This window comes from Atopobium sp. oral taxon 416 (genome assembly GCF_018128285.1).
Classification (GTDB): domain Bacteria; phylum Actinomycetota; class Coriobacteriia; order Coriobacteriales; family Atopobiaceae; genus Olsenella_L.
In genome coordinates this window covers 2,801,572-2,824,769 of the sequence record NZ_CP072380.1, presented here as the reverse complement: position 1 = coordinate 2,824,769, position 23,198 = coordinate 2,801,572, and the positions used below count along the sequence as shown (strand labels likewise).

22 protein-coding genes and 1 rRNA gene are annotated in these 23,198 nt (G+C 55.2%); 21 read left to right on the top strand and 2 right to left on the bottom strand.

The annotated features are described in order from the left end of the window. Nucleotides 1-68 precede the first annotated feature (68 nt). Nucleotides 69-1,178 (bottom strand): IS110 family transposase, encoded by a 1,110-nt coding sequence (locus J4859_RS14810; protein ID WP_256436889.1) that lies wholly within the window; start codon nt 1,176-1,178, stop codon nt 69-71. Nucleotides 1,179-1,589: 411 nt separating this feature from the next. Here J4859_RS14810 and J4859_RS14805 point away from each other — a divergent pair, with 411 nt between their 5' ends. Next, complete coding sequence (locus J4859_RS14805) at nt 1,590-1,781, top strand: hypothetical protein (protein ID WP_212331101.1); 192 nt, start codon at nt 1,590-1,592, stop codon at nt 1,779-1,781. Between the two features lie 73 nt (nt 1,782-1,854). After that, entirely contained in the window at nt 1,855-2,328 is a 474-nt protein-coding gene (locus J4859_RS14800) for a hypothetical protein (protein WP_212331098.1), read from the top strand. A gap of 593 nt (nt 2,329-2,921) precedes the next feature. On the opposite strand, the gene J4859_RS14795 is transcribed toward J4859_RS14800, so the two are convergent. Next, nucleotides 2,922-3,608, bottom strand: a complete 687-nt coding sequence (locus J4859_RS14795) for a FadR/GntR family transcriptional regulator (protein WP_249113678.1) — start codon at nt 3,606-3,608, stop codon at nt 2,922-2,924. Between the two features lie 224 nt (nt 3,609-3,832). On the opposite strand from J4859_RS14795, the gene J4859_RS14790 reads away from it, so the two are divergent. The 19 genes from J4859_RS14790 to J4859_RS14705 all read left to right on the top strand — a co-directional run bounded on the left by J4859_RS14790 (nt 3,833) and on the right by J4859_RS14705 (nt 23,149). Next, nucleotides 3,833-5,194, top strand: a complete 1,362-nt coding sequence (locus J4859_RS14790) for a GntP family permease (RefSeq protein ID WP_212331092.1) — start codon at nt 3,833-3,835, stop codon at nt 5,192-5,194. Between the two features lie 78 nt (nt 5,195-5,272). Continuing rightward, nucleotides 5,273-7,051 carry a dihydroxy-acid dehydratase gene (ilvD, locus tag J4859_RS14785; RefSeq protein ID WP_212331090.1) on the top strand — a complete coding sequence of 593 codons (1,779 nt, stop codon included), beginning with the start codon at nt 5,273-5,275 and terminating at the stop codon, nt 7,049-7,051. Nucleotides 7,052-7,460: 409 nt separating this feature from the next. Beyond that, on the top strand, nt 7,461-7,613 hold the full coding sequence (locus tag J4859_RS14780) for a hypothetical protein (protein WP_212331087.1): 153 nt from the start codon (nt 7,461-7,463) through the stop codon (nt 7,611-7,613). 245 nt (nt 7,614-7,858) lie between these two features. Next, nucleotides 7,859-7,981, top strand: a complete 123-nt coding sequence (locus J4859_RS17220) for a hypothetical protein (protein ID WP_256436766.1) — start codon at nt 7,859-7,861, stop codon at nt 7,979-7,981. Between the two features lie 143 nt (nt 7,982-8,124). Continuing rightward, entirely contained in the window at nt 8,125-8,385 is a 261-nt protein-coding gene (locus J4859_RS14775) for a hypothetical protein (protein WP_212331084.1), read from the top strand. A gap of 854 nt (nt 8,386-9,239) precedes the next feature. After that, complete coding sequence (atpB, locus tag J4859_RS14770; protein ID WP_249113677.1) at nt 9,240-10,049, top strand: F0F1 ATP synthase subunit A; 810 nt, start codon at nt 9,240-9,242, stop codon at nt 10,047-10,049. A gap of 84 nt (nt 10,050-10,133) precedes the next feature. Beyond that, the gene (locus J4859_RS14765; RefSeq protein WP_212331081.1) at nt 10,134-10,322 is read left to right on the top strand and encodes an ATP synthase F0 subunit C; all 189 of its coding nucleotides are present in this window, start codon (nt 10,134-10,136) and stop codon (nt 10,320-10,322) included. Nucleotides 10,323-10,352: 30 nt separating this feature from the next. Continuing rightward, a complete protein-coding gene (atpF, locus tag J4859_RS14760; RefSeq protein WP_212331079.1) occupies nt 10,353-10,970 on the top strand; it encodes a F0F1 ATP synthase subunit B in 618 nt (205 codons plus the stop codon). Continuing rightward, nucleotides 10,960-11,427: an ATP synthase F1 subunit delta gene (gene atpH, locus J4859_RS14755; protein WP_212331077.1), complete on the top strand. Its 468-nt coding sequence runs from the start codon at nt 10,960-10,962 to the stop codon at nt 11,425-11,427. The genes atpF and atpH overlap by 11 nt, the downstream gene beginning before the upstream one ends. Further along, nucleotides 11,428-13,050, top strand: coding sequence for a F0F1 ATP synthase subunit alpha (gene atpA / locus J4859_RS14750; protein ID WP_212331075.1), 1,623 nt, complete (start codon nt 11,428-11,430; stop codon nt 13,048-13,050). Between the two features lie 10 nt (nt 13,051-13,060). Then, nucleotides 13,061-13,978, top strand: a complete 918-nt coding sequence (gene atpG / locus J4859_RS14745; protein ID WP_212331073.1) for an ATP synthase F1 subunit gamma — start codon at nt 13,061-13,063, stop codon at nt 13,976-13,978. Beyond that, nucleotides 13,978-15,468 (top strand): F0F1 ATP synthase subunit beta, encoded by a 1,491-nt coding sequence (gene atpD, locus J4859_RS14740; RefSeq protein WP_212331071.1) that lies wholly within the window; start codon nt 13,978-13,980, stop codon nt 15,466-15,468. Before atpG ends, atpD begins: the two co-directional genes overlap by 1 nt. A gap of 11 nt (nt 15,469-15,479) precedes the next feature. Beyond that, entirely contained in the window at nt 15,480-15,923 is a 444-nt protein-coding gene (gene atpC / locus J4859_RS14735) for an ATP synthase F1 subunit epsilon (RefSeq protein ID WP_212331070.1), read from the top strand. A gap of 12 nt (nt 15,924-15,935) precedes the next feature. Further along, nucleotides 15,936-17,222 (top strand): UDP-N-acetylglucosamine 1-carboxyvinyltransferase, encoded by a 1,287-nt coding sequence (gene murA, locus J4859_RS14730; protein WP_212331068.1) that lies wholly within the window; start codon nt 15,936-15,938, stop codon nt 17,220-17,222. Nucleotides 17,223-17,406: 184 nt separating this feature from the next. Then, complete coding sequence (locus tag J4859_RS14725; RefSeq protein WP_212331066.1) at nt 17,407-17,838, top strand: metal-dependent transcriptional regulator; 432 nt, start codon at nt 17,407-17,409, stop codon at nt 17,836-17,838. Between the two features lie 15 nt (nt 17,839-17,853). Continuing rightward, nucleotides 17,854-18,771 carry a homocysteine S-methyltransferase family protein gene (locus J4859_RS14720; protein WP_212331064.1) on the top strand — a complete coding sequence of 306 codons (918 nt, stop codon included), beginning with the start codon at nt 17,854-17,856 and terminating at the stop codon, nt 18,769-18,771. Between the two features lie 195 nt (nt 18,772-18,966). Further along, a complete protein-coding gene (locus J4859_RS14715; RefSeq protein WP_212331062.1) occupies nt 18,967-19,863 on the top strand; it encodes a UTP--glucose-1-phosphate uridylyltransferase in 897 nt (298 codons plus the stop codon). An 8-nt stretch (nt 19,864-19,871) separates the two neighbouring features. Continuing rightward, the gene (locus J4859_RS14710) at nt 19,872-21,266 is read left to right on the top strand and encodes a phosphoglucomutase (RefSeq protein WP_212331060.1); all 1,395 of its coding nucleotides are present in this window, start codon (nt 19,872-19,874) and stop codon (nt 21,264-21,266) included. A 369-nt stretch (nt 21,267-21,635) separates the two neighbouring features. Beyond that, nucleotides 21,636-23,149 (top strand): 16S ribosomal RNA (locus J4859_RS14705). Nucleotides 23,150-23,198: the final 49 nt, after the last annotated feature.

Sequence of the window (23,198 nt, the reverse complement as noted above, 5' to 3'; positions counted from 1 at the left end):
TGCCGCGTAAGCGGTGCGTAGCACCCTTGACAGACAAATGGACCAGATGTTACTCATGCTGCCTTCTTTTAGGCTTCTCTGAAAGCGATAGTGCCTGTCATCACTGCCCATACAAAGCAGGCAAGTTCCCTGGCAACTGCAGCAACCGCTACATTTCTTTTTTTCCCATGGCGGATCATCCGGTAATACTTGCTTCGAAGTCTTGTGTTTGCTCTGTCAGCATATGCAATGACATCAGCTGTATTTCCGTCCTGCCTGCAGCGCAGTTCCTTGGATTTATGTCCGATCTGTCCCTTGCAGATTCCTTTTGCCCCTTCAATGAGAAGCGTACGAAGATGACTGTTGCCAGCTTTTGAAATTCCGCTACGTTGGATCTTTGTTCCACTGGAAGATTCTCCCGGCGCAAGCCCGAGGAATGCAGCGTAGGTATTGCCTTTGGCAAAACGACTGAAATCGCCGGTCTCTACAATCAGTGAAGGTGCCGTATGAGTCTTTATACCGACAACGCAGCCAAGCTTTTTGACACTTTCCTTGTAATCATCATCGCCAGCAAGTTCCTCGATCCGTTTGTCGAAGCGTTCGATCTTTGATGAGTGTTCCTTATAGGATGCCAGATACTCGTCGAGGGTCTCGCGCAGCAGATCATCCACCTCAAGTGTCTTCAGCCAGTTCCAGTGCTTGATTGTCCATTTGTTGCCATCATAGAAGAAGCCATGACGCAGGCAGAAAGCATTGATCTGCTGTTTGATCTTCTTGAGTGCCAGTTTGTGGTCATCCCTCATACGGAGATATTCTTTTACAGAGTCATCCTTATCGGTGGGAACATGAACCGCATGATACCCGCCATAGCAAAGACACTGGGCGATCATGTTGGCATCACGTGCATCCGTCTTCACCCGCTTGCCCTGAGGGGCTAGCATTGTGCTCGGCGCAAGAATGACGCATTTTACACCGGCGTTCGTTAGCTGATGGTATAAGGAGTATCCAAGACATCCGGCTTCGTAGCCGCATTCAACAGAATAAGTATCGGTAAGGCCAAGTTTCTTTTTAAGGTTCTCAATAAATTGGAGAACGTTTTTATAATCAGGGGGTACCTGGATGTTGGCGAAGACCCTGTCCTCTGCCCCAACCACAGGCTCCATTGCACACAAAGTGTAATTCGAACTATGGACATCCATTGCGATTTTGAGTACTCTATTCATTAGTGATCTCCTTTTGTATGTGGTAAACCAGCTTACTTTATGTTAAACACCTATCGTATAGCGGCAAATCCACGTTGCTACTAATGTGAGGTCACTTCATATTATCTAAAGCATCGTCTAAAGCATCGTCTTTGCAGCGCGCATATGCCTGACAAGAGCCTGTCTGTGGTAGCTGGTATCTACCAGAACAATCCAGCTATCCCACACAACGATCGCATCCATTTGCTCCAGGTGTGCCTCTCGCCGGGTCTTTCTCCTTAGACCTTAGGATTTAAGGTGGCAGATTAGCATTCTGAGTGCAACAGGATGGCCCGCTGAATGCAAGCGTGGCACACTCCGGAAGGCTACGATGTTGGTTGTCTCAATCAACGTCGAAAGATAGAAGGAATGTGCCACTACAAGCATCTCAAGCCTACAGGAGAGGGACTGCATAGCCACGCTGTATGGCACAAGGGAAGGCCAATCGGCTATATCGCGGCAGAGATCGGCAAGGACAGCTCCAGCGTCTGCCACAAGCTCAAGAGGAACGCACGGCACGGACACTTTAGGGCATGTACTGCTCAAAAGGAGGGCGGATGAGCGCCGCAGGAGATACAGGGCGAAAAGGCGGCTTTCAGACCCTGCGCTTACGCAGAAGGTGCGCTTACTCATCATGGACAGACACTGGTCCCTGGAGGAGATAGACGACATCTCAGGCTCGAGGGTGGCGGCAGGTGCGTCGTTGAGCCTGCCGACTATTCTTACCGGCAGGTCCATAGCCGCCGCCCTCGACCTGTCGGGATTCGGCCCCGAAGGCCAGGTGCGGCACCACCTGCGCAGCAAGAGGCCTAAGACCAAAGGCAAGATCGAGATCTTACACGGCGTAAAGGAAAGGCCCAAGCAGGCCGATGAGAGGTCTCGCCTCGAAGACTTGGCAGACGACACGCTCGTGGCAGCCGGGCCCATGTGCCTGCTCGTGCTTGCCGACAGGGCAGTGAGGCTGCTTGGCCGCGGAAAGAGCCACCACGACAGCGGGAGCGTCTCTAAGGCCGCCTTCGGGCTTTTGCAGGGACGTCCCCTCGAGACGCTCACCCCGGATAGGGGCAAGCAGTTCGCAGGGCATACAGGGCTCACAAAGGCCCTTTGAGGCGTGCAGTTCTACTTCTGCGACCCTCACCATCTATGGCAGAAGCTAACAGTTAAGAACACCAACGGGCTCCTGCGCAAGTTCTTCCCCTAAGGGCAGCGACTTCGAAAAGGTCACAAACGAGGAGGTGCAGCATGCGGTGGAGCTGATCTGCGACAGACCAAGGAAGGTCCTTGGATACAGGACAGCCAACGAGGTCTTTAGGGAGATGTTGCACTCAGCTTGACAATCTGCCGGTCCTAAAAGCTCATCTGGCTGCCCATATCTGTCTTTTGGATATGCTGGAATGTGTGGATGTAGCTATACCATATCCAGAAGACATATAGGTATCTATGTGGGTATGGGCACTGTGTGGTTCGAGACATTTTAAGCCGGCGGCATACAGCGTACAGCCCCAGCTACCTCATCGAGGCGAATTAATTATCGTTTCCCTAGCGCATCGAGTTCAAGCAGGTAGGCGTGTTGCTCTTTGGTGAGGTATTGTCGATCATACACGAGTCGTCATTTCTCCTGAGGCTCATTGCCTACTCAAATCATGTTTATTTGGGATTTGAGTTGTGATGTGCGAAATGCGGGATCCAAGTCAGAACCTGCTACTCCTGGTCGGTCTCGTTCACGATGATGTTGCGGTTGTAGACGAGATGCAGGTACATGGCGTCATGCGCAGCGGTGGAATCGTGCGCGGCGATGGAATCGGCGATAGCGCGGTGCGTGCGGATCGTCTCGGCGATGAGCTGCTTTCCCGTTACATCGATGAAGAGTGGCACTGAGTACTTGAGGATGCCCATCAACCGGGGGATTACCATGTTCCCGCAGCTTTCGGCAATGGCAGAGTGAAATGCGGTGTCGGCGGCAGAGTAGTCTTCTCCGGCCGCTGCTAGCTTCTCGGTCTCGTCGCAGAGCTTTTTGATGTTCTGAACTTGATCGGCGGTAGCCTTTTCAGCAGCCATGCCAGCCATCTGGGGCTCTATCATAAAACGGACTTCGAGCAGATCTCGTGCGAGACGGCGCTTGTCTTCGATGAACGTGAATCCAAGTGGATCGCTGGCAATTCCTGGGTTTGATGAGACGTAGGTGCCTGAGCCTTGGCGGATGCTCACAATATTGCGGGACCGGAGAAGCTTCATGGCTTCGCGGACAGAGCTGCGTCCTACGCCAAGCTTTTCTGAGAGGACGGTCTCATTAGGCAGACGGTCGCCTTGCTTGAGGCCTTCATTTAGGATGAGCTGAATGATCTGTTTCGATACTTGCTCGGGGAGTCCAGATTTTGGTTGAGCCATTGTGTCGCCTTCTCCGTTTGAATCCATCAGAGCTATCTTACGGCACTAGTAGGCGGTTGCCTGCCAAATGATGTGTTGTATATACCGTTTGCAGTTTAATACCTACCGTAGACGAGAAAACATCAGATGAATTAGGCCAAAATCACGGTTTTAAATATCAAATGATTCTATTTCCGCTATAATCATCAGATGAATTTAAAAGGTCTGATGACTTTGGAGGAGACATGGCAGACCCTGTATTCGCGGCTGATCCAGCCAGGCTCGCCGTTTCAGCGGTTGTCGGCATCGCATTGCTGCTTGCTCTGATCATCAAGTTCAAGCTGCACCCGGTTCTTTCCATGTTGGTCTCGGCTATTGTCATTGGCATAGGTGCTGGAATGCCGCTTGACCTTGTGGCGGAGACCGTCACCAAAGGCGTGGGCACGACCTTGCAGAACATTGCCCTGCTTATTGGCTTGGGTTCTATGTTTGGCCAGATCCTCGAGGAAAGTGGTGGAGCGAAGGAAATCGCTCAGACGTTTATTAGGAAGTTTGGTCAGAGTCACTCCAGCTGGGCACTTGGCATTACCGGCTTGATTATCGGCACCACCGTATTCTTTGAGGCCGGCGTCGTCGTACTGATTCCTCTTGCCTTCAGTATTGCTGCGCAGACTAAGAAGTCCACACTCTACTACGGGATTGCCCTTCTGGCTGGACTTGCTGCGGGTTATGCGTTCGTGCCGCCTTCGGCTGGCTCGGTGCTCGTTGCTGACACACTCAACGTCGACCTTGGTACGATGATTCTTGTCGGCATTCCCACTGCATTCATCGCAATGGGTGCTGCAGGTATCGCATGGGGCCGCCATGTCGGTAGCCGCATCTTCGCACCGGTCCCCGAGCACATCACCGCAGCTGAAAGGGTGGGCGACGAGAAGGAGCCTCCGTCATTCGGCATGGTCATCGCGATCGTACTTACGCCGCTCTGTCTGATACTTCTTGGCACGCTTTCGTCCTGCATCGCGATGTCTGAGACTGTAGCGTCTGTCCTCTCCTTCCTTGGTAAGCCGTTTGTCGCCCTTACGATTGCTACGCTCATTGCCATGTATTTCCTCGGCGCTCGTCGTGGTTACTCTGGATCTGAGCTCAGGGCACTGCTCGATCGTTCCCTCAAGCCAGTCGGCATGATTCTTCTTGTTATTGCCTGTGGCGGCGTTATCCGTTGGATGCTCCAGGACTGTGGCTTGGGCCAGATCATAGGACCCCTGCTCGAAAGCTCTCCGCTTCCGCTTGTCGTTGTGGGCTTTCTTATAGCTGCGCTTGTCCGTGCTTCCGTCGGTAGCTCGATTGTAGCTATGACCATGGCATCTGGCATTATGGCGGCAATTCCTGCAGTTTCTGGCGCTTCCGTGCTCATGCGCGCTGCTATCTGCCTTGCCATCTGCGGCGGCGCTACTGCGCTTTCCCATGTCAACGATGCAGGCTTCTGGATGTGCTCTTCGTTCCTAGAGATCGACGAAAAGACGACCCTCAAGAGCTGGGCAGTCATGGAGACGATTATCGGTATCGTCGGCCTTGCCTGCGCGCTCGTGATTTCGGTCTTTGCCTAGCGGTGCCTGCCCGCATTGTGCTCTGTTTTCTATTGAAGCCATCGGTTAGCAAACAAGCTAGAGAAAGAGGAGAGAACCATGGAAGAAGAAACAAAATCCAAGATTCGGCAGGAGGCTGCTGACCTGGCTACAAAGCTTCAGCCGCGTTCTGGAAAGTTCCGCAAGATAAGCCCCGAGATGGATCCACTGCGTCTGGGAACTGGCTGGACTGTCGAGGATCTCGACAAGCCGCAGATTATCATCGAATCCACCTTCGGAGATTCGCATCCAGGCTCTGAGGGCCTGTTCGAACTCGTCGAGGAAGTCCGCAAAGGTGTCGCCGAGGCTGGCGGACACGGAGCTCGCTATTTCTGCACCGACATCTGCGACGGCGAAGCCCAGGGGCATGACGGTATCAACTATTCACTGCCGAGCCGTGACATGATTGCCAATATGATCGAGATTCATGCTAAGGCCACCCCGTTCGATGCAGGCGTATTCGTTGCGAGCTGTGACAAGGGCCTGCCTGCAAATCTCATGGCTCTAGGCCGCATCAATATCCCGTCGATTGTCGTCACTGGTGGCGTCATGGATGCTGGTCCCCATCTGCTCACGCTCGAGCAGCTCGGCGCCATCTCCGCCCGTTACGAGCGTGGCGAAATTTCCGAGGAAGAATTCGAGTTTGCCAAGCACAATGCCTGTCCGAGCTGTGGTGCCTGCTCGTTTATGGGCACGGCGTCTACCATGCAGGTGACAGCCGAAGCTCTGGGCCTCACGCTTCCTGGCACAGCGCTGCTGCCTGCCACGAGTTCGGATCTGCGCGAGTTCGCTCGTGCAGCCGGACGCCAGTCTGTCTGGCTCTCTGAACATAATCTCTGCCCTCGTGATATCGTGACCAAGGAGTCCTTCGAGAATGTCATCATGGTCCACGCTGCCATCTCCGGGTCGACCAACTCCCTGCTGCATATCCCCACAATTGCCCGTGAATTCGGCATCGAGATAACTGCCGATGACTTCGATCGCCTGCACCGTGGCGCTCACTATCTGCTCAATGTCCGTCCTGCGGGTGAGTGGCCTGCACAGTTCTTCTACTATGCAGGCGGCGTGCCGCGCATCATGGAGGAGATCAAGTCGATGCTCCACCTCGATGTCATGACCGTTACCGGCAAGACGCTCGGCGAGAATCTCGAGGACCTCAAGGCCAATGGTTACTACGAGAGGTGCGGGCACTACCTTGAGAAGTGGGGCCTCAAGCGCGAGGATATCATCCGCCCGTTCGACCAGGCATTCGGTACCGATGGCTCCATCGCTATTCTCCACGGAAACCTTGCTCCTGACGGCGCTGTTGTGAAGCACACTGTCGTGCCGCGCGAGATGTTCAAGGCTACGCTCAAGGCACGTCCCTTCGACTGCGAGGAGGATGCAATACATGCTGTGCTTACGCATGAAATCAAGCCGGGCGATGCTGTGATCATCCGCTACGAAGGTCCCAAGGGCTCCGGTATGCCCGAGATGTTCTATACCACTGAAGCCATTGCAAGCGATCCTGAGCTCGGTGCAAGCATTGCACTTATCACTGATGGTCGCTTCTCCGGTGCCTCCAAGGGTCCGGCTATCGGCCATGTTTCGCCTGAGGCAGCCGTAGGCGGTCCAATTGCTCTTGTCGAGGAAGGTGACCTGATCCGCATCGATATTCCCGGTCGCTCTCTCGAGATCGTCGGTATCGCTGGCAAAGAGATGGACCACGCTGAGGTCGATGCCGTGCTCGCTAAACGCCGCGCTGCTTGGAAGCCGAAGCCAAACCGCTATACCTCCGGTACGCTCAAGTTTTTCACTGAGCATGCGGTTTCGGCAATCAAGGGCGGCTACATGGAGTAGTTTTCTATTGCGGTTGTGGGGCATAGCATGGAGAGATGACTAGCAGGGGCTTCCGAGCTTAAAGGCTCGGAAGTCCCTGTGCTGAGCGATGCTGATATCATGGCGGGCTGGATTCCGAAGCTGGTAAAGTTCTCTACAAAAGGTTTGTCTGGGTTTGCTATGTGCAATCCAGCGTTTGCTTCGTTTGGAAGAATTCTCATCAATATGCTTTCTCCTGAAATGGGATGCATGCCGGTTTGCTGGCTAGAGTGTCCAGATTGCTTGCGCAATGCCCATCGGAATATGGTATAGCTACATCCACACATTCCAGCATATCCAAAAGGAAGATATGGACAGCCTGATGAGCTTTTAGGACCTTAAATCCTAAGGTCTAAGGAGAAAGACTGGGCGAGAGGCACTCCTGGAGCGGATGGATACAATCGTTGTGTGGGATAGCTGGATTGCACTGGTAGATACCAGCTACCACGGACAGGCTCTTGTCAGGTATGTGCGCGCTGCAAAGACGATGCTTAGGATGTATCTGTTGCAGGTCATGTTTGGGCTCTCAGACGAGGGAACCTAAAGATGCTATCCTGGATTGCCACTCCTATCAGCGCTTCTGTGCACGCAGACCTCATGCAGGCGCAGGTGCCAGACACAACAACGAGCGCGAAGATGTGCCATAACCTTAAAGCGAGAGGAGTTCGGCAAGGCTTGTGCTTTGCGCCTGGACTTAGAACTTAAGAAGGCAGGGATCATGATGCGGGGCGGCTCCATGGTGGATGTGACCTTCACCTGGGCCTTAAAGCTTAACGAAGAACAAAGACCTTGCACGCGACCCTTAAAGTGCACCAGTCCAAGAAAGGGGGAGCCTGGCGTATCGGATACAAGGCGCATATCGGCGTGGATGCCGCAGGTGGCCTTGTGCACGGTGTGGAGACGATCGCTTAGAATGTATCTGACATATCCTGTGGCACACACACTCGTAAGGGAAGATGACAGGTTCTGCTGCGCAGACTTTAGGCTATAGAGGTATAGCGAAGCGCCCTTAAGGACGCATAAAGACCCACACCTCTCATCTGTGCGCTAAAGCGTTGCTAAGGAAGCCTTCGACCATAGAAGGCCTTGCCTGTGCACTCTTGTCCGAGAAAGGCATCGAGTCCAGGAAGGCATCCGGCCGCTTAAAGGTAGAAGCACCCTTCCTCATCGTGAAGCGGCGCTTCGACCCCTTAAGGAAGCGCTACAGGGGGATAGAGAAGATGCCTGCACACTCGAGTCTGCCTCGCCCTTGCAAACCTTACCCATGTGCATCTTTTGCCGGCAGGCTGCACCTCCCGGCTCTCAGCGTCGCTTGATCCATCTTGGAGCCTTATTGCGGTGCATGGGGCAGGACAAATGTAAGGATGGCGGCCCCTGCACGTGCTGGATGAGCAACCTTTTCTGCCTTTCCCGCATTCCGGCTGCGAAAAGTCGTGTGGTCGGTCCCCTCTGACACGTTATGGGGCATTAATCATCGTTTCCCTAGATGAACTGTCGAGCTCAAGAATCCGTCTAGGGGGGTGCAATTAGCTAACATGGCGGGCTCCTGTCACATCCAGATGGACTGTGATTTCTGGCTTTGAGGACGGGAAAGTACTCGTGTCAGCGAGGGTCACAAACTGTCATGTGACCCCATCTGCTTGCGAGTTTGCGATGGTTTGTGGGAGCAGTATAATGGATACGACATAGGGGAGCTGGGGTTATGGCCCGGCCGAGAAGTGGACCTTCTGTCGTGACCCAATTACCTGAAAAATCGTTTGATTCACAGGTGTTTTCTTGTAATTATGCAAAAATATGTACAGACTAGTACTCTATAATTATGTTCTTGCACCGTGTACATGCAAAGCATGAAGAGAGGACGGATGGTGAGTTTTGTCCCTACTGCCGTCATATGTGGGATCGTGGCAGCATTACCGGGTATAGTGCTTCTTATTCGGGTACAAGCTAACCGGACCAAAGCGGGAATGGGAAAGGCAATAGCGTGCCTTATCTTCTCTTTTGTGTTGCTGACGATGGCGATCGCTATCGTATCTGGGACACAGCGAGAAAATCTTTTGCTGTTCAGTATCTGGGCGGTAGGCACGTTCCTGGCTCTCTATGTGATCGCAAGTATATCCACGTTTGTGCGCATGCGTTGACGTGTGTGGGTAAATGAAGGGAAGTAGTTACCGTGGGCGAAGCCTTTGCTGAGGTTTCAAAGTCGATGACCGACCTCATCAATACGTTTTATCCTCAGGCAGTCGTCGGCGATACGACAGTCGGACTTACGGTCTATACCGTATGGATGATTATCGCTGCAGTGGTGTGTGTCGCCGTTTTGTTGGTGTTCACCAAAAAGCAGAGCGAGTCGATGGTGCCGCACGGCGTGATCGTGAACGGTATCGAGTACCTCATCGAGTTCGTTGAGAACGATATCGCGAAGGCAATGCTGGGGGACACCTGGAGAAAGCATTTCCCGTTCCTGGCAACGCTGTTCTTCTTTGTTCTGTTCGGAAACTACATCGGCATGCTCCCGACCTGGAGGCCGGGTACCGGCTCTACTGGCGTTACGGGTGCCATTGCTCTGATGTCCTTCATCTACTTCATCTACGTCGGCATCCGCAAAAAGGGCCTGTGGGGCTATGTGAAGTCCCTGGCGCCGAGCGGCATCATGTTGCCGATCCGTATTTTGGTCTGGATCATTGAGGTCTTCTCAACGTTCCTGCGTCTGATCACATTGGCTGTTCGTCTATTCTGCAATATGTTTGCAGGCCACGTGGTCATGGGTACATTCGCAATCATGTGCTCAATCTTCCTGGACCCGCTGATCAATGGTGCTATCACCGCTCAGGCAGTGGGCACTGGCGCGATGTCCATCCTGTGGATGCTCCTGCTTTTGATGATCTACGGTGTTGAGCTCATGATCGCCTTCATCCAGGCCTACATCTTCACCCTGCTCTCTGCGGTCTATATCAACGGCGCAGAAGCGGATTCTGATTAAGGTTACTCGCAGGTTTTGCCTGCAGTATATAGTTGTGTCTAAAGTCGCCGGCCAAAGGGACTGGCGAGTGACAAAGGAGGAATTGTGAACGTTATTGGCTACGCACTCTGCGTGATTGGTGCTGCATTCGGCATCAGCTTCTCGGCTGCCAACGTTGCAACTAGCATGGCTCGTCAGCCTGAGGTTCAGGGTCGTCTGTTTACGGTCTTCATTCTTGCAGCAGCATTTATTGAGGCTTTGTGCCTGATCGGCTTTGTTGTAGCCATTATGTAGGTGTGTCGACGGGCTGGAAGAGGGAGCATTATGAAATTGAACAAAACGAGCTTCTTCCGCAATACCGCGGCGAGTGTAGTGGGCTTCGTCGCCTTTGCGCTCCCGACACTAGCGCTGGCTGACGATGGCTCTTCAGGCGGTGGTGGAATGGCGCTGCTGATCCCGAGACCGGCAGAGTTCATCCCGGCTTGCATTGCCTTTGTCATTATCTGGATCGTCCTCGCTAAGTTCGCGTGGCCTTCCGTGGTAAAGGCAATGGATGCCCGTGAGAATAAGATCAAATCCGATCTGGATGACGCGGCAAAATCGAAGGCCGATGCAGCGAAGAGCGCGAAGGAAGCGAAGCGAGCCATCGATGAGGCAAACCACAAGGCCGATGAGATCGTTGCTGAGGCGAAAAAGCAGGCTGAGGCTGAGCGTTCTCAGGTCCTGGCCAAAGCGCAGAAGGATGCTGCGGCTACGATCGCCAAGGCTCACGATGTTGTGGAATCTGAGCGTCACAAAGCGATGGTCGATCTTTCAAACTCCGTCGTCGATCTGTCTGTCCAGATCGCCGGCAAGATTATCGGAGACGGCCTGAGCGAGCAACAGCAGCGTGATCTCGCTGAGAAGTATCTTGAGGAAATAGGAAACGACGATGCCAAATAGAGATGATGAGGAAAAGGTAGAGGCGTATACCCGCGCTCTGCTGAATGCCGCTCGCTCTGAGGGCAGAGCCAATGCGGACTTGGTACAGTGGCAACACGCTGTGAAGTTCACCCCTGAGGTCTTGGAGACCCTGACCGCGATGCGGTCAGACAATGACCAGGACCTGGTGCGTAAGGTGGCTGACCAGTATCAAACCATGATGGAAAACGACGATGAGACCGTCACCGTGACGGTTACGACCGCCATTCCACTGGATGATGAGATGAGAGACAAGATCATCAAGAAGTTTGAAAAACAACTGAAGTCTCCAGTCTATCTTGTTTCACGTGTCGACTCTTCCATCATCGGTGGCATCATTGTCTCTGTGAATGGTCACCGCTACGATGCATCGGTAAAGGCACAGCTTGCCAACATCAGGAAGAAACTTTCCTCAACCTTCATCGGAAGTGATGAGTAAATGAGTGAATCCATCAACCCGAATGCCATCATATCGAAGCTTGAGAAACAGTTGAATGATGTGACGACAACGGTTGACACACAGGAATCTTCTGTAGTGACCCAGGTGGGTGACGGTATTGCCCGTATTGCGGGTCTAAGAAGCGCTATGGAGGGTGAGCTGCTCCAATTTACCAGCTCTGAGACAGGCAATACCGTGTATGGCCTGGCGCAGAACCTGGATGAGCGCAGTGTCGGAGCTGTGCTGTTCGGTGACGCTGACGCGATCAAGGAAGGTGACGAGTGCCGCACGACCGGCCGTGTTATGAATATCCCGGTTGGCCATGAGATGCTCGGCCGCACCGTCAACCCGCTGGGCCAGCCGATCGACGGCTTAGGCCCGATCCATACGACGCACCGCCGCCCGATCGAGTTCAAGGCTCCGGGCATCATGGAGCGCCAGCCGGTCAACGAGCCGGTGCAGACTGGCCTTCTGGCAATCGACGCAATGGTGCCGATTGGCCGTGGTCAGCGTGAGCTGATCATCGGCGACCGTAAGACTGGAAAGACCTCCATCGCAATCGATACGATTGTCAACCAGAAAGATACGGACATCATCTGTATCTATGTCGCAATCGGTCAGAAGGCTTCAACGGTCGCTACGATCCGTGAAGCACTGCGCACTCACGGCGTCCTGGACAAGACGATCATCGTCTCCGCAACGGCGGCGGTATCGGCCCCTATGCAGTACATCGCGCCGATGGCGGGTGCCGCAATCGGCGAGTATTTCATGTACAACGATAAGAACGGACACCCTGCAGATGCAAAGCACCCCGGCGGCCATGTTCTGGTTGTCTATGACGACCTCTCCAAACAGGCAGTGGCGTACCGTCAGATGTCCCTGACGCTGCACAGACCGCCTGGACGTGAGGCCTACCCGGGTGACATCTTCTACCTGCATTCCCGCCTGTTGGAGCGCGCATGCAAGCTCTCCGATGAGAACGGCGCGGGTTCGATGACGGCACTGCCGATCATTGAGACGCAGGACGGCGACGTGTCAGCCTATATTCCGACCAATGTGATCTCCATCACCGACGGCCAGATCTATCTGCAGACCAACCTGTTCTTCCAGGGGCAGCGTCCGGCAGTCGATGTCGGTATCTCCGTGTCCCGTGTCGGCGGCTCCGCACAGCTGAAATCTATGAAGCAGGTTGCCGGTACCCTGCGCTCCGACTTGGCGTACTACCGCGACAAGCAGGCGTTCTCCCAGTTCGGAAGCGACCTGGATGCGACGACGCAGTATCAGCTCAACCACGGCGCCCGTATGATGGAGCTCTTGAAGCAAGGCCGGTATTATGCACTCGATGTCGCAGACCAGGTTCTGACCCTATTCGCAGGCAAAGAGGGGTATGTCGACGACCTCGATATGGATCTCGTCATCCCATTCAGAGACGAAATGGTCCAGTACATGAAGGAGCGCCACGACGGTATCCGTCAGGAGATCAGAAAGAACCGCATCTCTGACGCAATGGGGGACCGTATCAAGACACACCTTGATCACTTTAAGCAGAGCTTCCTGGAGAAGCATCACGTAAAGCAGGATGCTGGCGCCACAGACTCTGCGGACGAGAACGAGAAAGCGTGAGGCACGGCACATGCCGAACCTTAAGGAAATAAGCAGACGTATCGCTTCGATCAAGTCGACGATGCAGATCACCCGCACGATGGAGATGATTTCCACCGCGAAGATCCGCAAAGCCCTTGAGCGTGCGCAGGAGGCGGCTCCGTACAAGGACGCTATCAAAAACATGCTTGCCAATGTGGCGAATGCAGGGATCGATGTCAATCAACCCCTGCTCCAGGAGCATGAAAAAGAGAAGACCGTTCTGTTTATACTGATCGCTTCCGATCGTGGCCTCGCCGGTGGATTCAACATCAACCTCGAGCGTGAGGTCATGCGCGCGATGCAGAAGCTGCAGCGTGAAGGCAAGCAGACCTTGCTGATTACCTGTGGCCGTAAGCCGACTGATTACTTCAACTACCGTGGTGTGAAGCCGGTCATGTCCTTCACGGGCATCTCCAGTGAGCCGACGGACGATGAGGCAGACCATATCGCATCCTATGCGATGGACGGCTATACCTCAGGGTCTATCGACCGCATCATGATCTACTACATGCACGCCCGCAACCGTATGCAGCAGGATGAGGTTCGGGAGCAGCTGCTCCCGGTCAGGGCGGAGGATCTGGCGATCCCGAACCCGCCGCGTTCCCGCGAGGCAGTCAGCAAGGTCGGGCAGACCATGTATACCGAGTTCACCTTCGATCCATCCGCTACGCGCGTGCTTGGCTATCTGATGCCCGCCTACATCAGGACGGTCATCTTCCATGCCTTGCTTGACTCCGCAGCGGCTGAGCACGGCGCACGCCGCCGTGCTATGCAGTCCGCGACGGATAACGCGAACGATATGGTAACGTCGTTGAGCCGTATGTATAACCGTGTTCGTCAGAGCTCAATTACGACCGAGCTGAACGATATTGTCGGCGGTGCGTCCGCATTGGAGGACAACAACTGATGGCAGAGAAGAAAAAGAACAGTGTTGACTTTGAGGCGCTGCAATGCAACTTAAAAGAGCACAGCGCCGGGGTCGGTACTGTTGATCGTATCGTCGGTGCAATTGTCGACGTTGAATTCGATAACCAGGTGCCGGATATCTACAACGCGCTGATCGTCGACGGCACCACGCCGGTGGGCAAGGTCCACGTGGTCCTGGAGGTTGAGTCTCAGCTTCCCCACGGTATCGTCCGCTGTGTCGCTATGGCGTCAACCAACGGAATGCAGCGCGGCATGGAGGCCCACGATACCGGCCGTCCTATGATGATGCCAGTCGGCGAGGCAACCCTCGGCCGTGTCTGGAACGTTATGGGCCAGCCAGTCGACGACAAGCCGATGCCGCAGGGCGTCTCATACTACCCGATCCACCGTCCCGCCCCTGAATTTGACGATCTGACCACGACCACGGAGATCTACGAGACGGGCATCAAGGCTATTGACCTGCTTGAGCCCTACGTCCGTGGCGGCAAGACCGGCCTTCTGGGCGGCGCAGGCGTCGGTAAGACCGTCCTTATTCAGGAGCTGATCAACAACCTGGCGCAGGAGCACAACGGCACCTCCGTCTTCACCGGTGTCGGCGAGCGTACCCGTGAGGGCACCGACCTGTACCTCGAGATGACCGAGTCCGGCGTCATCAACAAGACCTGCTTGGTCTACGGGCAGATGAATGAGCCGCCCGGAGCCCGTCTGCGCGTCGGTTTGGCGGGGTTGACCGAGGCAGAGTACTTCCGCGACCAAGGCCAGGACGTGCTGCTCTTTATCGACAACATCTTCCGCTTCTCACAGGCAGGCTCTGAGGTCTCCGCACTGCTCGGCAGAACTCCATCCGCCGTCGGCTACCAGCCGACGCTGGCGACCGAGATGGGCGATCTACAGGAAAGAATTACCTCCACCCGTGAGGGATCCATCACCTCCGTGCAGGCAGTCTACGTCCCGGCAGACGATCTGACCGACCCGGCACCGGCTACGACCTTTACGCACCTGGATGCAACGACGGTCCTCTCCCGTAAGATCACCGAGCTGGGTATTTACCCGGCTGTCGATCCGCTGGCTTCCTCCAGCTCCGCGCTTGACCCCTCCATTGTCGGTGAAGAGCACTACCGTGTCGCCACCGGCGTGCAGGAGATCCTGCAGGAGTACTCGGACCTTCAGGACATCATCTCTATCCTGGGTATGGACGAGCTCTCCGAAGAGCAGCGCAAGACCGTCTCTCGTGCCCGCAAGGTCCAGCAGTTCCTGTCCCAGGCCTTCCACGTAGCAGAGAAGTTCACCGGCCAGCCCGGCGTCTATGTCCACGTCGAGGATACGGTCCGCTCCTTCGCAGAGATCATCGACGGCAAGTGCGATGATATCCCTGAGCAGGCGTTCCGCAACGCAAGCACGATTGACGACGTGCGCCAGCGTGCCGCGAAGATGCAGGCTGAGACGCAAGCGGCCGAGACTGCTGAATAGGAAAGATAGCTATGGCAGAGGCACAACTGAACTGTCAAATTGTACGTCCGGATAGGCTTCTGTATGAGGGGCCTATCGGCCACGTAGTCCTCGTTTCCTACACCGGAGAAGTGGGCGTCTGGCCCGGCCATGCGGCCGAGATCCTGGCGCTCGGCGACGGCGTAATGAGGATCACGCGCAGAAAGCAGGACGGCGGCGATCTTCGCCGTATCGTTATCTCCGGCGGCTACGCCGAGATCTCAAACGATACGGTGATCGTGCTCGCCGACCATGCGCGTGATATCGACGATATCGAGCCGGAAGTGGTCAACGAGACAAAGCAGAAGGCGATCGATGCCCGCAATGCGCTGCCTGAGGACGACCACCGCCGCGCGTACTACCAAAACAAGATCAAGTGGTGCGATCTGTTGCTGAAGCAGGTCAAAACCACCTCAACTGCTCAAAAGCGTAACTAGACAAGGTGCAGTATGGAAGTCATTGAAGTTGAGGGTGGCCACCCGATAGAGGGGGAGGTCACTGTTGAAGGCGCTAAGAACTCGGCGTTGAAACTGATGGCAGCGACCATCATGGCGCCCGGCGTCACCACACTCACCAACGTCCCGAATATCGCGGACGTCCATGTGATGGGGAAGGTACTCAAGAAGTTAGGCGCCACCATCGATGTCTGCGATCAGCACACCCTGTGCATCGATACCTCCGGGGTGGACAGGTGGGAGACGCCCTACGAGCTCGTTGCGCAGATGCGCGCTTCAACCGCCGTGTTGGGACCACTCCTGTCCCGGTTCGGGAAGGCGGTTGTCGCAATGCCGGGCGGCTGCAAGATCGGCGCCCGCAAGATCGATATGCACATCCTGGGCCTTGAGGCCCTAGGAGTGAAGTTCAAGATCGACCATGGGAATATCCACGCATCGGCTCCGAACGGGATCACCGGCCGGGTCGTCACGCTGGACTTTGCTTCCGTCGGTGCGACCGAGAATCTGATGATGGCGTCGGTGTTCGCGAAGGGCGTCACGACCATCGACAACGCGGCGCGTGAGCCGGAGATCGTCGATCTAGCGAATATGCTCTGCGAGATGGGTGCCGATATCAAAGGCGCTGGTTCCCCGATCATCGAGGTCCGTGGCGTGAAGAAGCTTCACCCGGTTACCCACCGGGTCGTGGGGGACCGCATCGAGGCGGGGACCTTCCTGGCAATCGGAGGCCTTATGGACCGTCCGATCACCGTGAAGGGCTTTGAGCCGCAGCACTTAGGATTAGTCCTGCGTAAGTACGAAGAGATGGGGCTCACCGTCGAGCGCGGTAACCGCTGCTGCACGATCTACCGCAAGGGTCCAATCCATCCGATCGATATCCAGACACTACCGTATCCGGGATTCCCGACTGATATGCAGGCGCAGACGATGTGTTTGCTCTCGATGTCAGACGGAACCTGCATTATCACCGAAAATATCTTTGAGAACCGCTTCATGTTCGCAAGCGAACTCAACCGCATGGGATCCGATATCAAGATCGAAGGCCACCATGCGATCGTGCACGGTGTGAAGAAGCTCTCAGGCGCTCAGGTGAAGTCCCCAGATCTGCGCGGCGGTGCTGCTCTCGTTATGGCCGGTCTGGTCGCAGAGGGCCTCACAACGGTCTCCGCGATCCACCACATCGACCGTGGCTACGAGCACTTTGTCGAGAAGCTACAGTCCCTGGGTGCCCACATCGTGCGCACGAATATCGAGGACACTGAGGAGGAGCTTGCTTCGTAGAGTCCGCCTCAGCAGTAAAAAGTTTGATCGATGCAGTAGCAGGAGGAATGGCTACTGCATTTTTGTGCGCCGTTCACCCCGTCCGGATGGGTGGATGTAGTGATGGTTGGTTGCACCATACGTATCTGGGGTATGAGGATGGTGAAAACTAACCGAAAAAGCGATCGATTATAGGAGCAAAAGTATGGCTCGCTCAGATGTTGGACCTCAGCACAGCCTTACCATGGCAAATGAAGATTACCTTGAAGCGATCTATAGGATCGCGAAGGAGAACGGTGACGCGGATGCCGGGGAGGGTATCCGCAGTGTCGAGGTAGCGGAGAAACTCAATGTTTCGAAGGCTTCGGTCAACAAGGCCCTCTCAACACTCAAAGAAAGCGGCATGGTTGATCAGACGCGTTATGGAAAAGTGACACTTACGCCCAAGGGGAGAGAGTACGCTCAACATGTGTGGATGTGCCATCGGGTGCTGCGCGCGTTCCTCGCGGATGACTTAGGAGTCGATCCTGAGACCGCCGATACCGAGGCCTGCTTGATGGAGCATGCGCTTTCGATGGACACACAGCGCCGCTGGATTGAGTACATGAAAAAACAGGGTGTTACGTTCGAAAAATAAAAAAAGGGGCAGCTTGTGCCAGAATTAGACGCGGATGATAAAGTCGCACTCAGCTTGACTGAGGTCTTACAACCCACGAGCACGGAGCATCTGGTTTTTGCCGGATCGGTTGCGGATATGCTGAAGAAATATCCTTTGGCAGACACGATCCGCGATGCTGAATGGGTGATGTTCGAAGGGGAGACGGTTGCACACGTTTCCCGTATCTATCACGATATCGGCGCGGATGTCGCGCTGACCTATACACAGAACTGTTCTGCCCCAACACTCGCGAAACAGCAGTGTGGGATCCGTATGGAGGATGCCAACTCACATGCGGTACGCCTGGCCTTTAAGAGTGCCTCACCCTTTGTGGTGGGGACGCTGGGGCCGAGCTGTCTGAACGACTCCTCAAGCGATGAGGAAGCGGAAGAGGCTTACGAAAAGCAAGCCCGGACGCTCGTTTCCAAGCATGCCCACGGGGTATTCCTCGATGGAATGCCCGATATGTACCACCTCACGGTTGCGGCGCGCGGTGCTTACTATGGCGCACACGCACGCGAGCTGGGAGCTTATCGGCCCATGATTGGCTCAGTTGTGCTGGGCCCGGACGGAAATCTGGCTGACGGCACGACGCCCTACGAGGTGATTGAGCGGGCGCGTGATCTGCACCTGGATTGCGTGAGCATCGAAGGGCTCGACTGTGTGGGAGCTGAAGCGCGCTCCAGCAGGCTTGTGGATGCTGCCTCAAACGCGGGAATCAGCATCTTGGTCAGGATTAAGGCTGACACGAGGGCAGAGGAGCGCACTGAGCAGGCGCAGATGGACGATATGCAAGCCGTCCAGATCGCGACGAGAGATTTGGCCCAGTCAGGGATCAGGTTCGTCGGTCCCGGCTTCGGCGCTGGGCCTGAGATGGCCGGCGTGATGGCGGACACCTTCGATCAGCTTTAAGAGATTGAGTCATAGAGTTCGTATCAAAAAGGTATGAAGGAGTGGTGTGGAAAATCTCATGCGGATGCCGTCCACGGATTATCTGAAGCCTTAGGCATATAGGAAGGCAGTGCGTAGAGCGGCTGGGGTATCCTACGACAATTGGTTCCAGAAAAGGGTTTTACCTGTCCATCCGATATAAGGAGGATTGCTTCTATGAAGGCCATTATTCCAGCAGCTGGTTTAGGGACGCGATTTTTGCCAGCAACGAAATGCACGCCCAAAGAGCTTCTACCTGTGCTCAACAAACCAGTGATTCAATACGTGGTCGAGGAAGCGCTGGAGCCAGCGGGGGTCGACGAGGTTGTGCTCGTGAACTCCCATGAGAAGCCTCAAATCGAGCACTATTTCTCTGAAGACCTAGAGCTTGAAGGTCTGCTGCGCAAGCGTGGCAAGGATACCTTTGCGGATCTCGTAAAGCAGGCAGGCAGTCTGCCCGTCTCCTTTGTCTACCAGGAGCAGCCGCTGGGCTTGGGTCATGCGATCCACTGCGCTGCAGATAAGATGGATGGGGATCCGTTCTTTGTTCTGCTTGGGGATTACTTTGTGCCGGACCGTCAGATGTGCGTGCGCATGGCGGACGTCTCAAAGGCGCACGGCGGATGTTCAGTGATTGCGGTCGCTCCGGTGCCAGAGGATCAGGTTTCCCGCTACGGAATCGTTGGTGGTACCTGCATCGGGTCCTATGATGGGTGCAAGCTCAGCGACCCGGAGCAGGAAGGCGCCGTGTGGAAACTCTCCGGCATGGTCGAGAAGCCGGAGCCGAAAGATGCCCCCTCGCATCTCTTTATCGTCGGCCGCTACCTTCTGACACCGCGCCTGATGGAGCTTTTGGCCACCCAGGAGCCGGGCGCTGGCGGAGAGATTCAGCTGACCGACTCTTTGGTCAAACTACTTTCAGAGGAAGATATCTACGCGCTTGTAGTCGACCCGAATGAGGGTTGCGATACCGGAACCCCAGCCGCTTGGGCTGCGACGAATGCCAGGATGGCGCTGAGCGATCCTGAATATGCCGAAGCTTTCAAAGAAGCCCTGGGTACTACACAATTATAGGAGCCTCCATGAGCATCATCCGATTTGGCACTCGCGGTTGGCGTGCACGGTATGATGACGGATTTAATGAAGAATCAGTTGCACGCATAGCCGATGGTGTTGCCACAATATGGCAAGAGGCAAAGCCCCATTCGCGGGTTTTAGTCGGAGACGATACGCGCTTTGCTTCGCGTGAGATGGCTATGCTCGCAGCTGAGGTTATGGCCGCTAAGGGCTTACGGGTGTACCTGTCGGACCGTATCTGCCCGACGCCGGCGCTGGGATGGAGCATCTCCAAAGATCCCGATGCAGTCGGCGGTTTAATGATTACAGCGAGCGAAGCGCCCGCAGATTATGGTGGGGTCCTGCTGTTGATGCGGGACGGCAGCCCTGCGACGCGGATCTTCAAGAATGAGCTGGAAGCGACGATGCCGCCCTCCGCCCCCGAAGGCCGTGGATCCTATGAAACAATCAATTTGATGGATGATTACCTGTGCCACATCCTTTCCTATGTCGATAAAGATCTCATCTGCGATGCCCATCTGAAGGTGATGGTCGATCCGATGTACGGAGCGGGCGAGGGTTATCTCGCCCGAATATTGCGCGATATCGGGTGCGACGTGACGGAGATCCACGGAGGCCTGCACGATGATTTTGCCGGCATCCATCCTGACCCGATGGAGCCGTGGGTCGATGATTGTGAAGCTGGGACTGTGTCCTCAAAAGCGGATATGGGATTGGTGCTTGACGGAGACGCCGATCGGCTCTCAGTGGTCGATGAGAAGGGCAACCTGCTCACGCCGAAAACTATGATCCCGCTGCTGATGGACCATCTGGTAACTGATCGAAAGCGCAACGGAAAGGTCTTGGCGACCATTTCCTGCTCCTCTGCGATCAAGACGCAGGCAAAACGGTTGGGGATTCCACTGACCGAGACGCTCGTCGGCTTTAACCGGCTCTATGCGGAGATGTGGGATGCCCAAGTGATGCTCGCGACTGAGGAATATGGGGGTGTATGTATCCCCTCGCATTTCCCGGAGCGCGATGGGCTTTTGGCAGCACTCTTAATGGTGGAATATCGTGCCATGCGCAACGAACCGATCGCCCAGCTTGAAGAGGAGTTGGAGCGTGCGATCGGCCACTACGACTATGGAAGACGCGATATCCGTATGGATTACGGATCGATCGATTCGTTCCGTCTGATGCTGCCAGGACTCAATCCCTCCAGCCTTGCAGGGAAGAAACCGAAGAGCGTCTCGCACGGCGATGGACTGAAACTGACGTTTTCCGATGGATCCTGGACAATGATCCGCGCTTCGGAGACTGAGCCGATGGTGAGAATCTATGCGGAAGCCTCGAATAGTGTTGAGCGCATGAAGCTGATGAAAGCCGCGATTCAGCTAGTCAGATCCAGCTCTCTATAGGTCATTTCCTAAAATATTTGGTATTTCCCAAACGTCCTATGTTGTGTCCATTCTGTGAACATGACAAATCCCACATGTTTGGGGTCGGTGGGCGTGTAGGGTTAATGCTCGCGCTTCGGGGCACTGGTCTTCAAAGTGCGCTGAACCTTGAAAACCGGATACTGTGTGACAAACACTAAAAGACAGTGATTTGTGTACTAACGGTTGTATTTGGTAGTTAAACACCATGTACTTCCGTCAATTCTTTCTTTTTCCTTAAAAAAAGAGAACTACATGATGAATCCGCTTTTTTATTTGGCGAGCGTGATCATTCGATACAGGACACACACTCTTTCATTTCATCTTCTATTTGCTTGATTGCAAATGGTTTGAACGGAGAGTTCGATCCTGGCTCAGGATGAACGCTGGCGGCGCGCCTAACACATGCAAGTCGAACGGTTAAAGCACCTTCGGGTGTGTATAGAGTGGCGAACGGCTGAGTAACACGTGGGCAACCTGCCCTTTGCATCGGGACAGCCTCGGGAAACCGTGGTTAATACCGGATACTCCATCTTTCTCACATGAAAAAGATGGGAAAGTGTTTAGCGGCAAGGGATGGGCCCGCGCCCTGTTAGCTTGTTGGTGGGGTAAAAGCCTACCAAGGCAATGATGGGTAGCCGGGTTGAGAGACCGACCGGCCAGATTGGGACTGAGACACGGCCCAGACTCCTACGGGAGGCAGCAGTGGGGAATCTTGCACAATGGGCGAAAGCCTGATGCAGCGACGCCGCGTGCGGGATGAAGGCCTTCGGGTTGTAAACCGCTTTCAGCAGGGACGAGGCGAAAGTGACGGTACCTGCAGAAGAAGCCCCGGCTAACTACGTGCCAGCAGCCGCGGTAATACGTAGGGGGCAAGCGTTATCCGGATTCATTGGGCGTAAAGCGCGCGTAGGCTGCCCAGTAGGTCGAGAGTTAAATCCGGGGGCTCAACCCCCGTCCGCTCCCGATACCGCTGGGCTTCGAGTCTGGTAGGGGAAGGTGGAATTCCCAGTGTAGCGGTGGAATGCGCAGATATTGGGAAGAACACCGGTGGCGAAGGCGGCCTTCTGGGCCATGACTGACGCTGAGGCGCGAAAGCTAGGGGAGCGAACAGGATTAGATACCCTGGTAGTCCTAGCCGTAAACGATGGGCACTAGGTGTGGGGAGGCTTTACTTTCCGTGCCGACGCTAACGCATTAAGTGCCCCGCCTGGGGAGTACGGCCGCAAGGCTAAAACTCAAAGGAATTGACGGGGGCCCGCACAAGCAGCGGAGCATGTGGCTTAATTCGAAGCAACGCGAAGAACCTTACCAGGGCTTGACACTCAGATGAAGCGGCGGAAACGCCGTGGCCGAAAGGAGTCTGAACAGGTGGTGCATGGCTGTCGTCAGCTCGTGTCGTGAGATGTTGGGTTAAGTCCCGCAACGAGCGCAACCCTCGTCGCATGTTGCCAGCGGTTCGGCCGGGCACCCATGCGAGACCGCCGGCGTTAAGCCGGAGGAAGGTGGGGACGACGTCAAGTCATCATGCCCTCTATGTCCTGGGCTGCACACGTGCTACAATGGCCGGCACAGCGGGGTGCCACTGCGCGAGCACAAGCGAATCCCTAAAGCCGGTCCCAGTTCGGACTGGAGGCTGCAACCCGCCTCCACGAAGTCGGAGTTGCTAGTAATCGCGGATCAGCACGCCGCGGTGAATGCGTTCCCGGGCCTTGTACACACCGCCCGTCACACCACCCGAGTCGTCTGCACCCGAAGTCGTCGGCCTAACCTTTTGGAGGGAGGCGCCGAAGGTGTGGAAGGTAAGGGGGGTGAAGTCGTAACAAGGTATCCGTACGAGAACGTGCGGATGGATCACCTCCTTTCTAGGGAGTACTTAGAAAGCTTTACTGTATAGGTGTGTGTCTTTTCACT

Coding starts and splice junctions, on each gene's coding strand:
- J4859_RS14810 (WP_256436889.1), bottom strand. CDS start 1,178: ATGGATGTCCATAGTTCGAATTACACTTTGTGTGCAATGGAGCCTGTG.
- atpH (WP_212331077.1), top strand. CDS start 10,960: ATGCCAAATAGAGATGATGAGGAAAAGGTAGAGGCGTATACCCGCGCT.
- J4859_RS14800 (WP_212331098.1), top strand. CDS start 1,855: ATGGACAGACACTGGTCCCTGGAGGAGATAGACGACATCTCAGGCTCG.
- atpG (WP_212331073.1), top strand. CDS start 13,061: ATGCCGAACCTTAAGGAAATAAGCAGACGTATCGCTTCGATCAAGTCG.
- J4859_RS14780 (WP_212331087.1), top strand. CDS start 7,461: ATGGATACAATCGTTGTGTGGGATAGCTGGATTGCACTGGTAGATACC.
- J4859_RS14715 (WP_212331062.1), top strand. CDS start 18,967: ATGAAGGCCATTATTCCAGCAGCTGGTTTAGGGACGCGATTTTTGCCA.
- J4859_RS14710 (WP_212331060.1), top strand. CDS start 19,872: ATGAGCATCATCCGATTTGGCACTCGCGGTTGGCGTGCACGGTATGAT.
- ilvD (WP_212331090.1), top strand. CDS start 5,273: ATGGAAGAAGAAACAAAATCCAAGATTCGGCAGGAGGCTGCTGACCTG.
- atpD (WP_212331071.1), top strand. CDS start 13,978: ATGGCAGAGAAGAAAAAGAACAGTGTTGACTTTGAGGCGCTGCAATGC.
- J4859_RS14805 (WP_212331101.1), top strand. CDS start 1,590: ATGTGCCACTACAAGCATCTCAAGCCTACAGGAGAGGGACTGCATAGC.
- murA (WP_212331068.1), top strand. CDS start 15,936: ATGGAAGTCATTGAAGTTGAGGGTGGCCACCCGATAGAGGGGGAGGTC.
- J4859_RS14725 (WP_212331066.1), top strand. CDS start 17,407: ATGGCTCGCTCAGATGTTGGACCTCAGCACAGCCTTACCATGGCAAAT.
- atpA (WP_212331075.1), top strand. CDS start 11,428: ATGAGTGAATCCATCAACCCGAATGCCATCATATCGAAGCTTGAGAAA.
- atpF (WP_212331079.1), top strand. CDS start 10,353: ATGAAATTGAACAAAACGAGCTTCTTCCGCAATACCGCGGCGAGTGTA.
- J4859_RS14790 (WP_212331092.1), top strand. CDS start 3,833: ATGGCAGACCCTGTATTCGCGGCTGATCCAGCCAGGCTCGCCGTTTCA.
- J4859_RS14795 (WP_249113678.1), bottom strand. CDS start 3,608: ATGGCTCAACCAAAATCTGGACTCCCCGAGCAAGTATCGAAACAGATC.
- atpC (WP_212331070.1), top strand. CDS start 15,480: ATGGCAGAGGCACAACTGAACTGTCAAATTGTACGTCCGGATAGGCTT.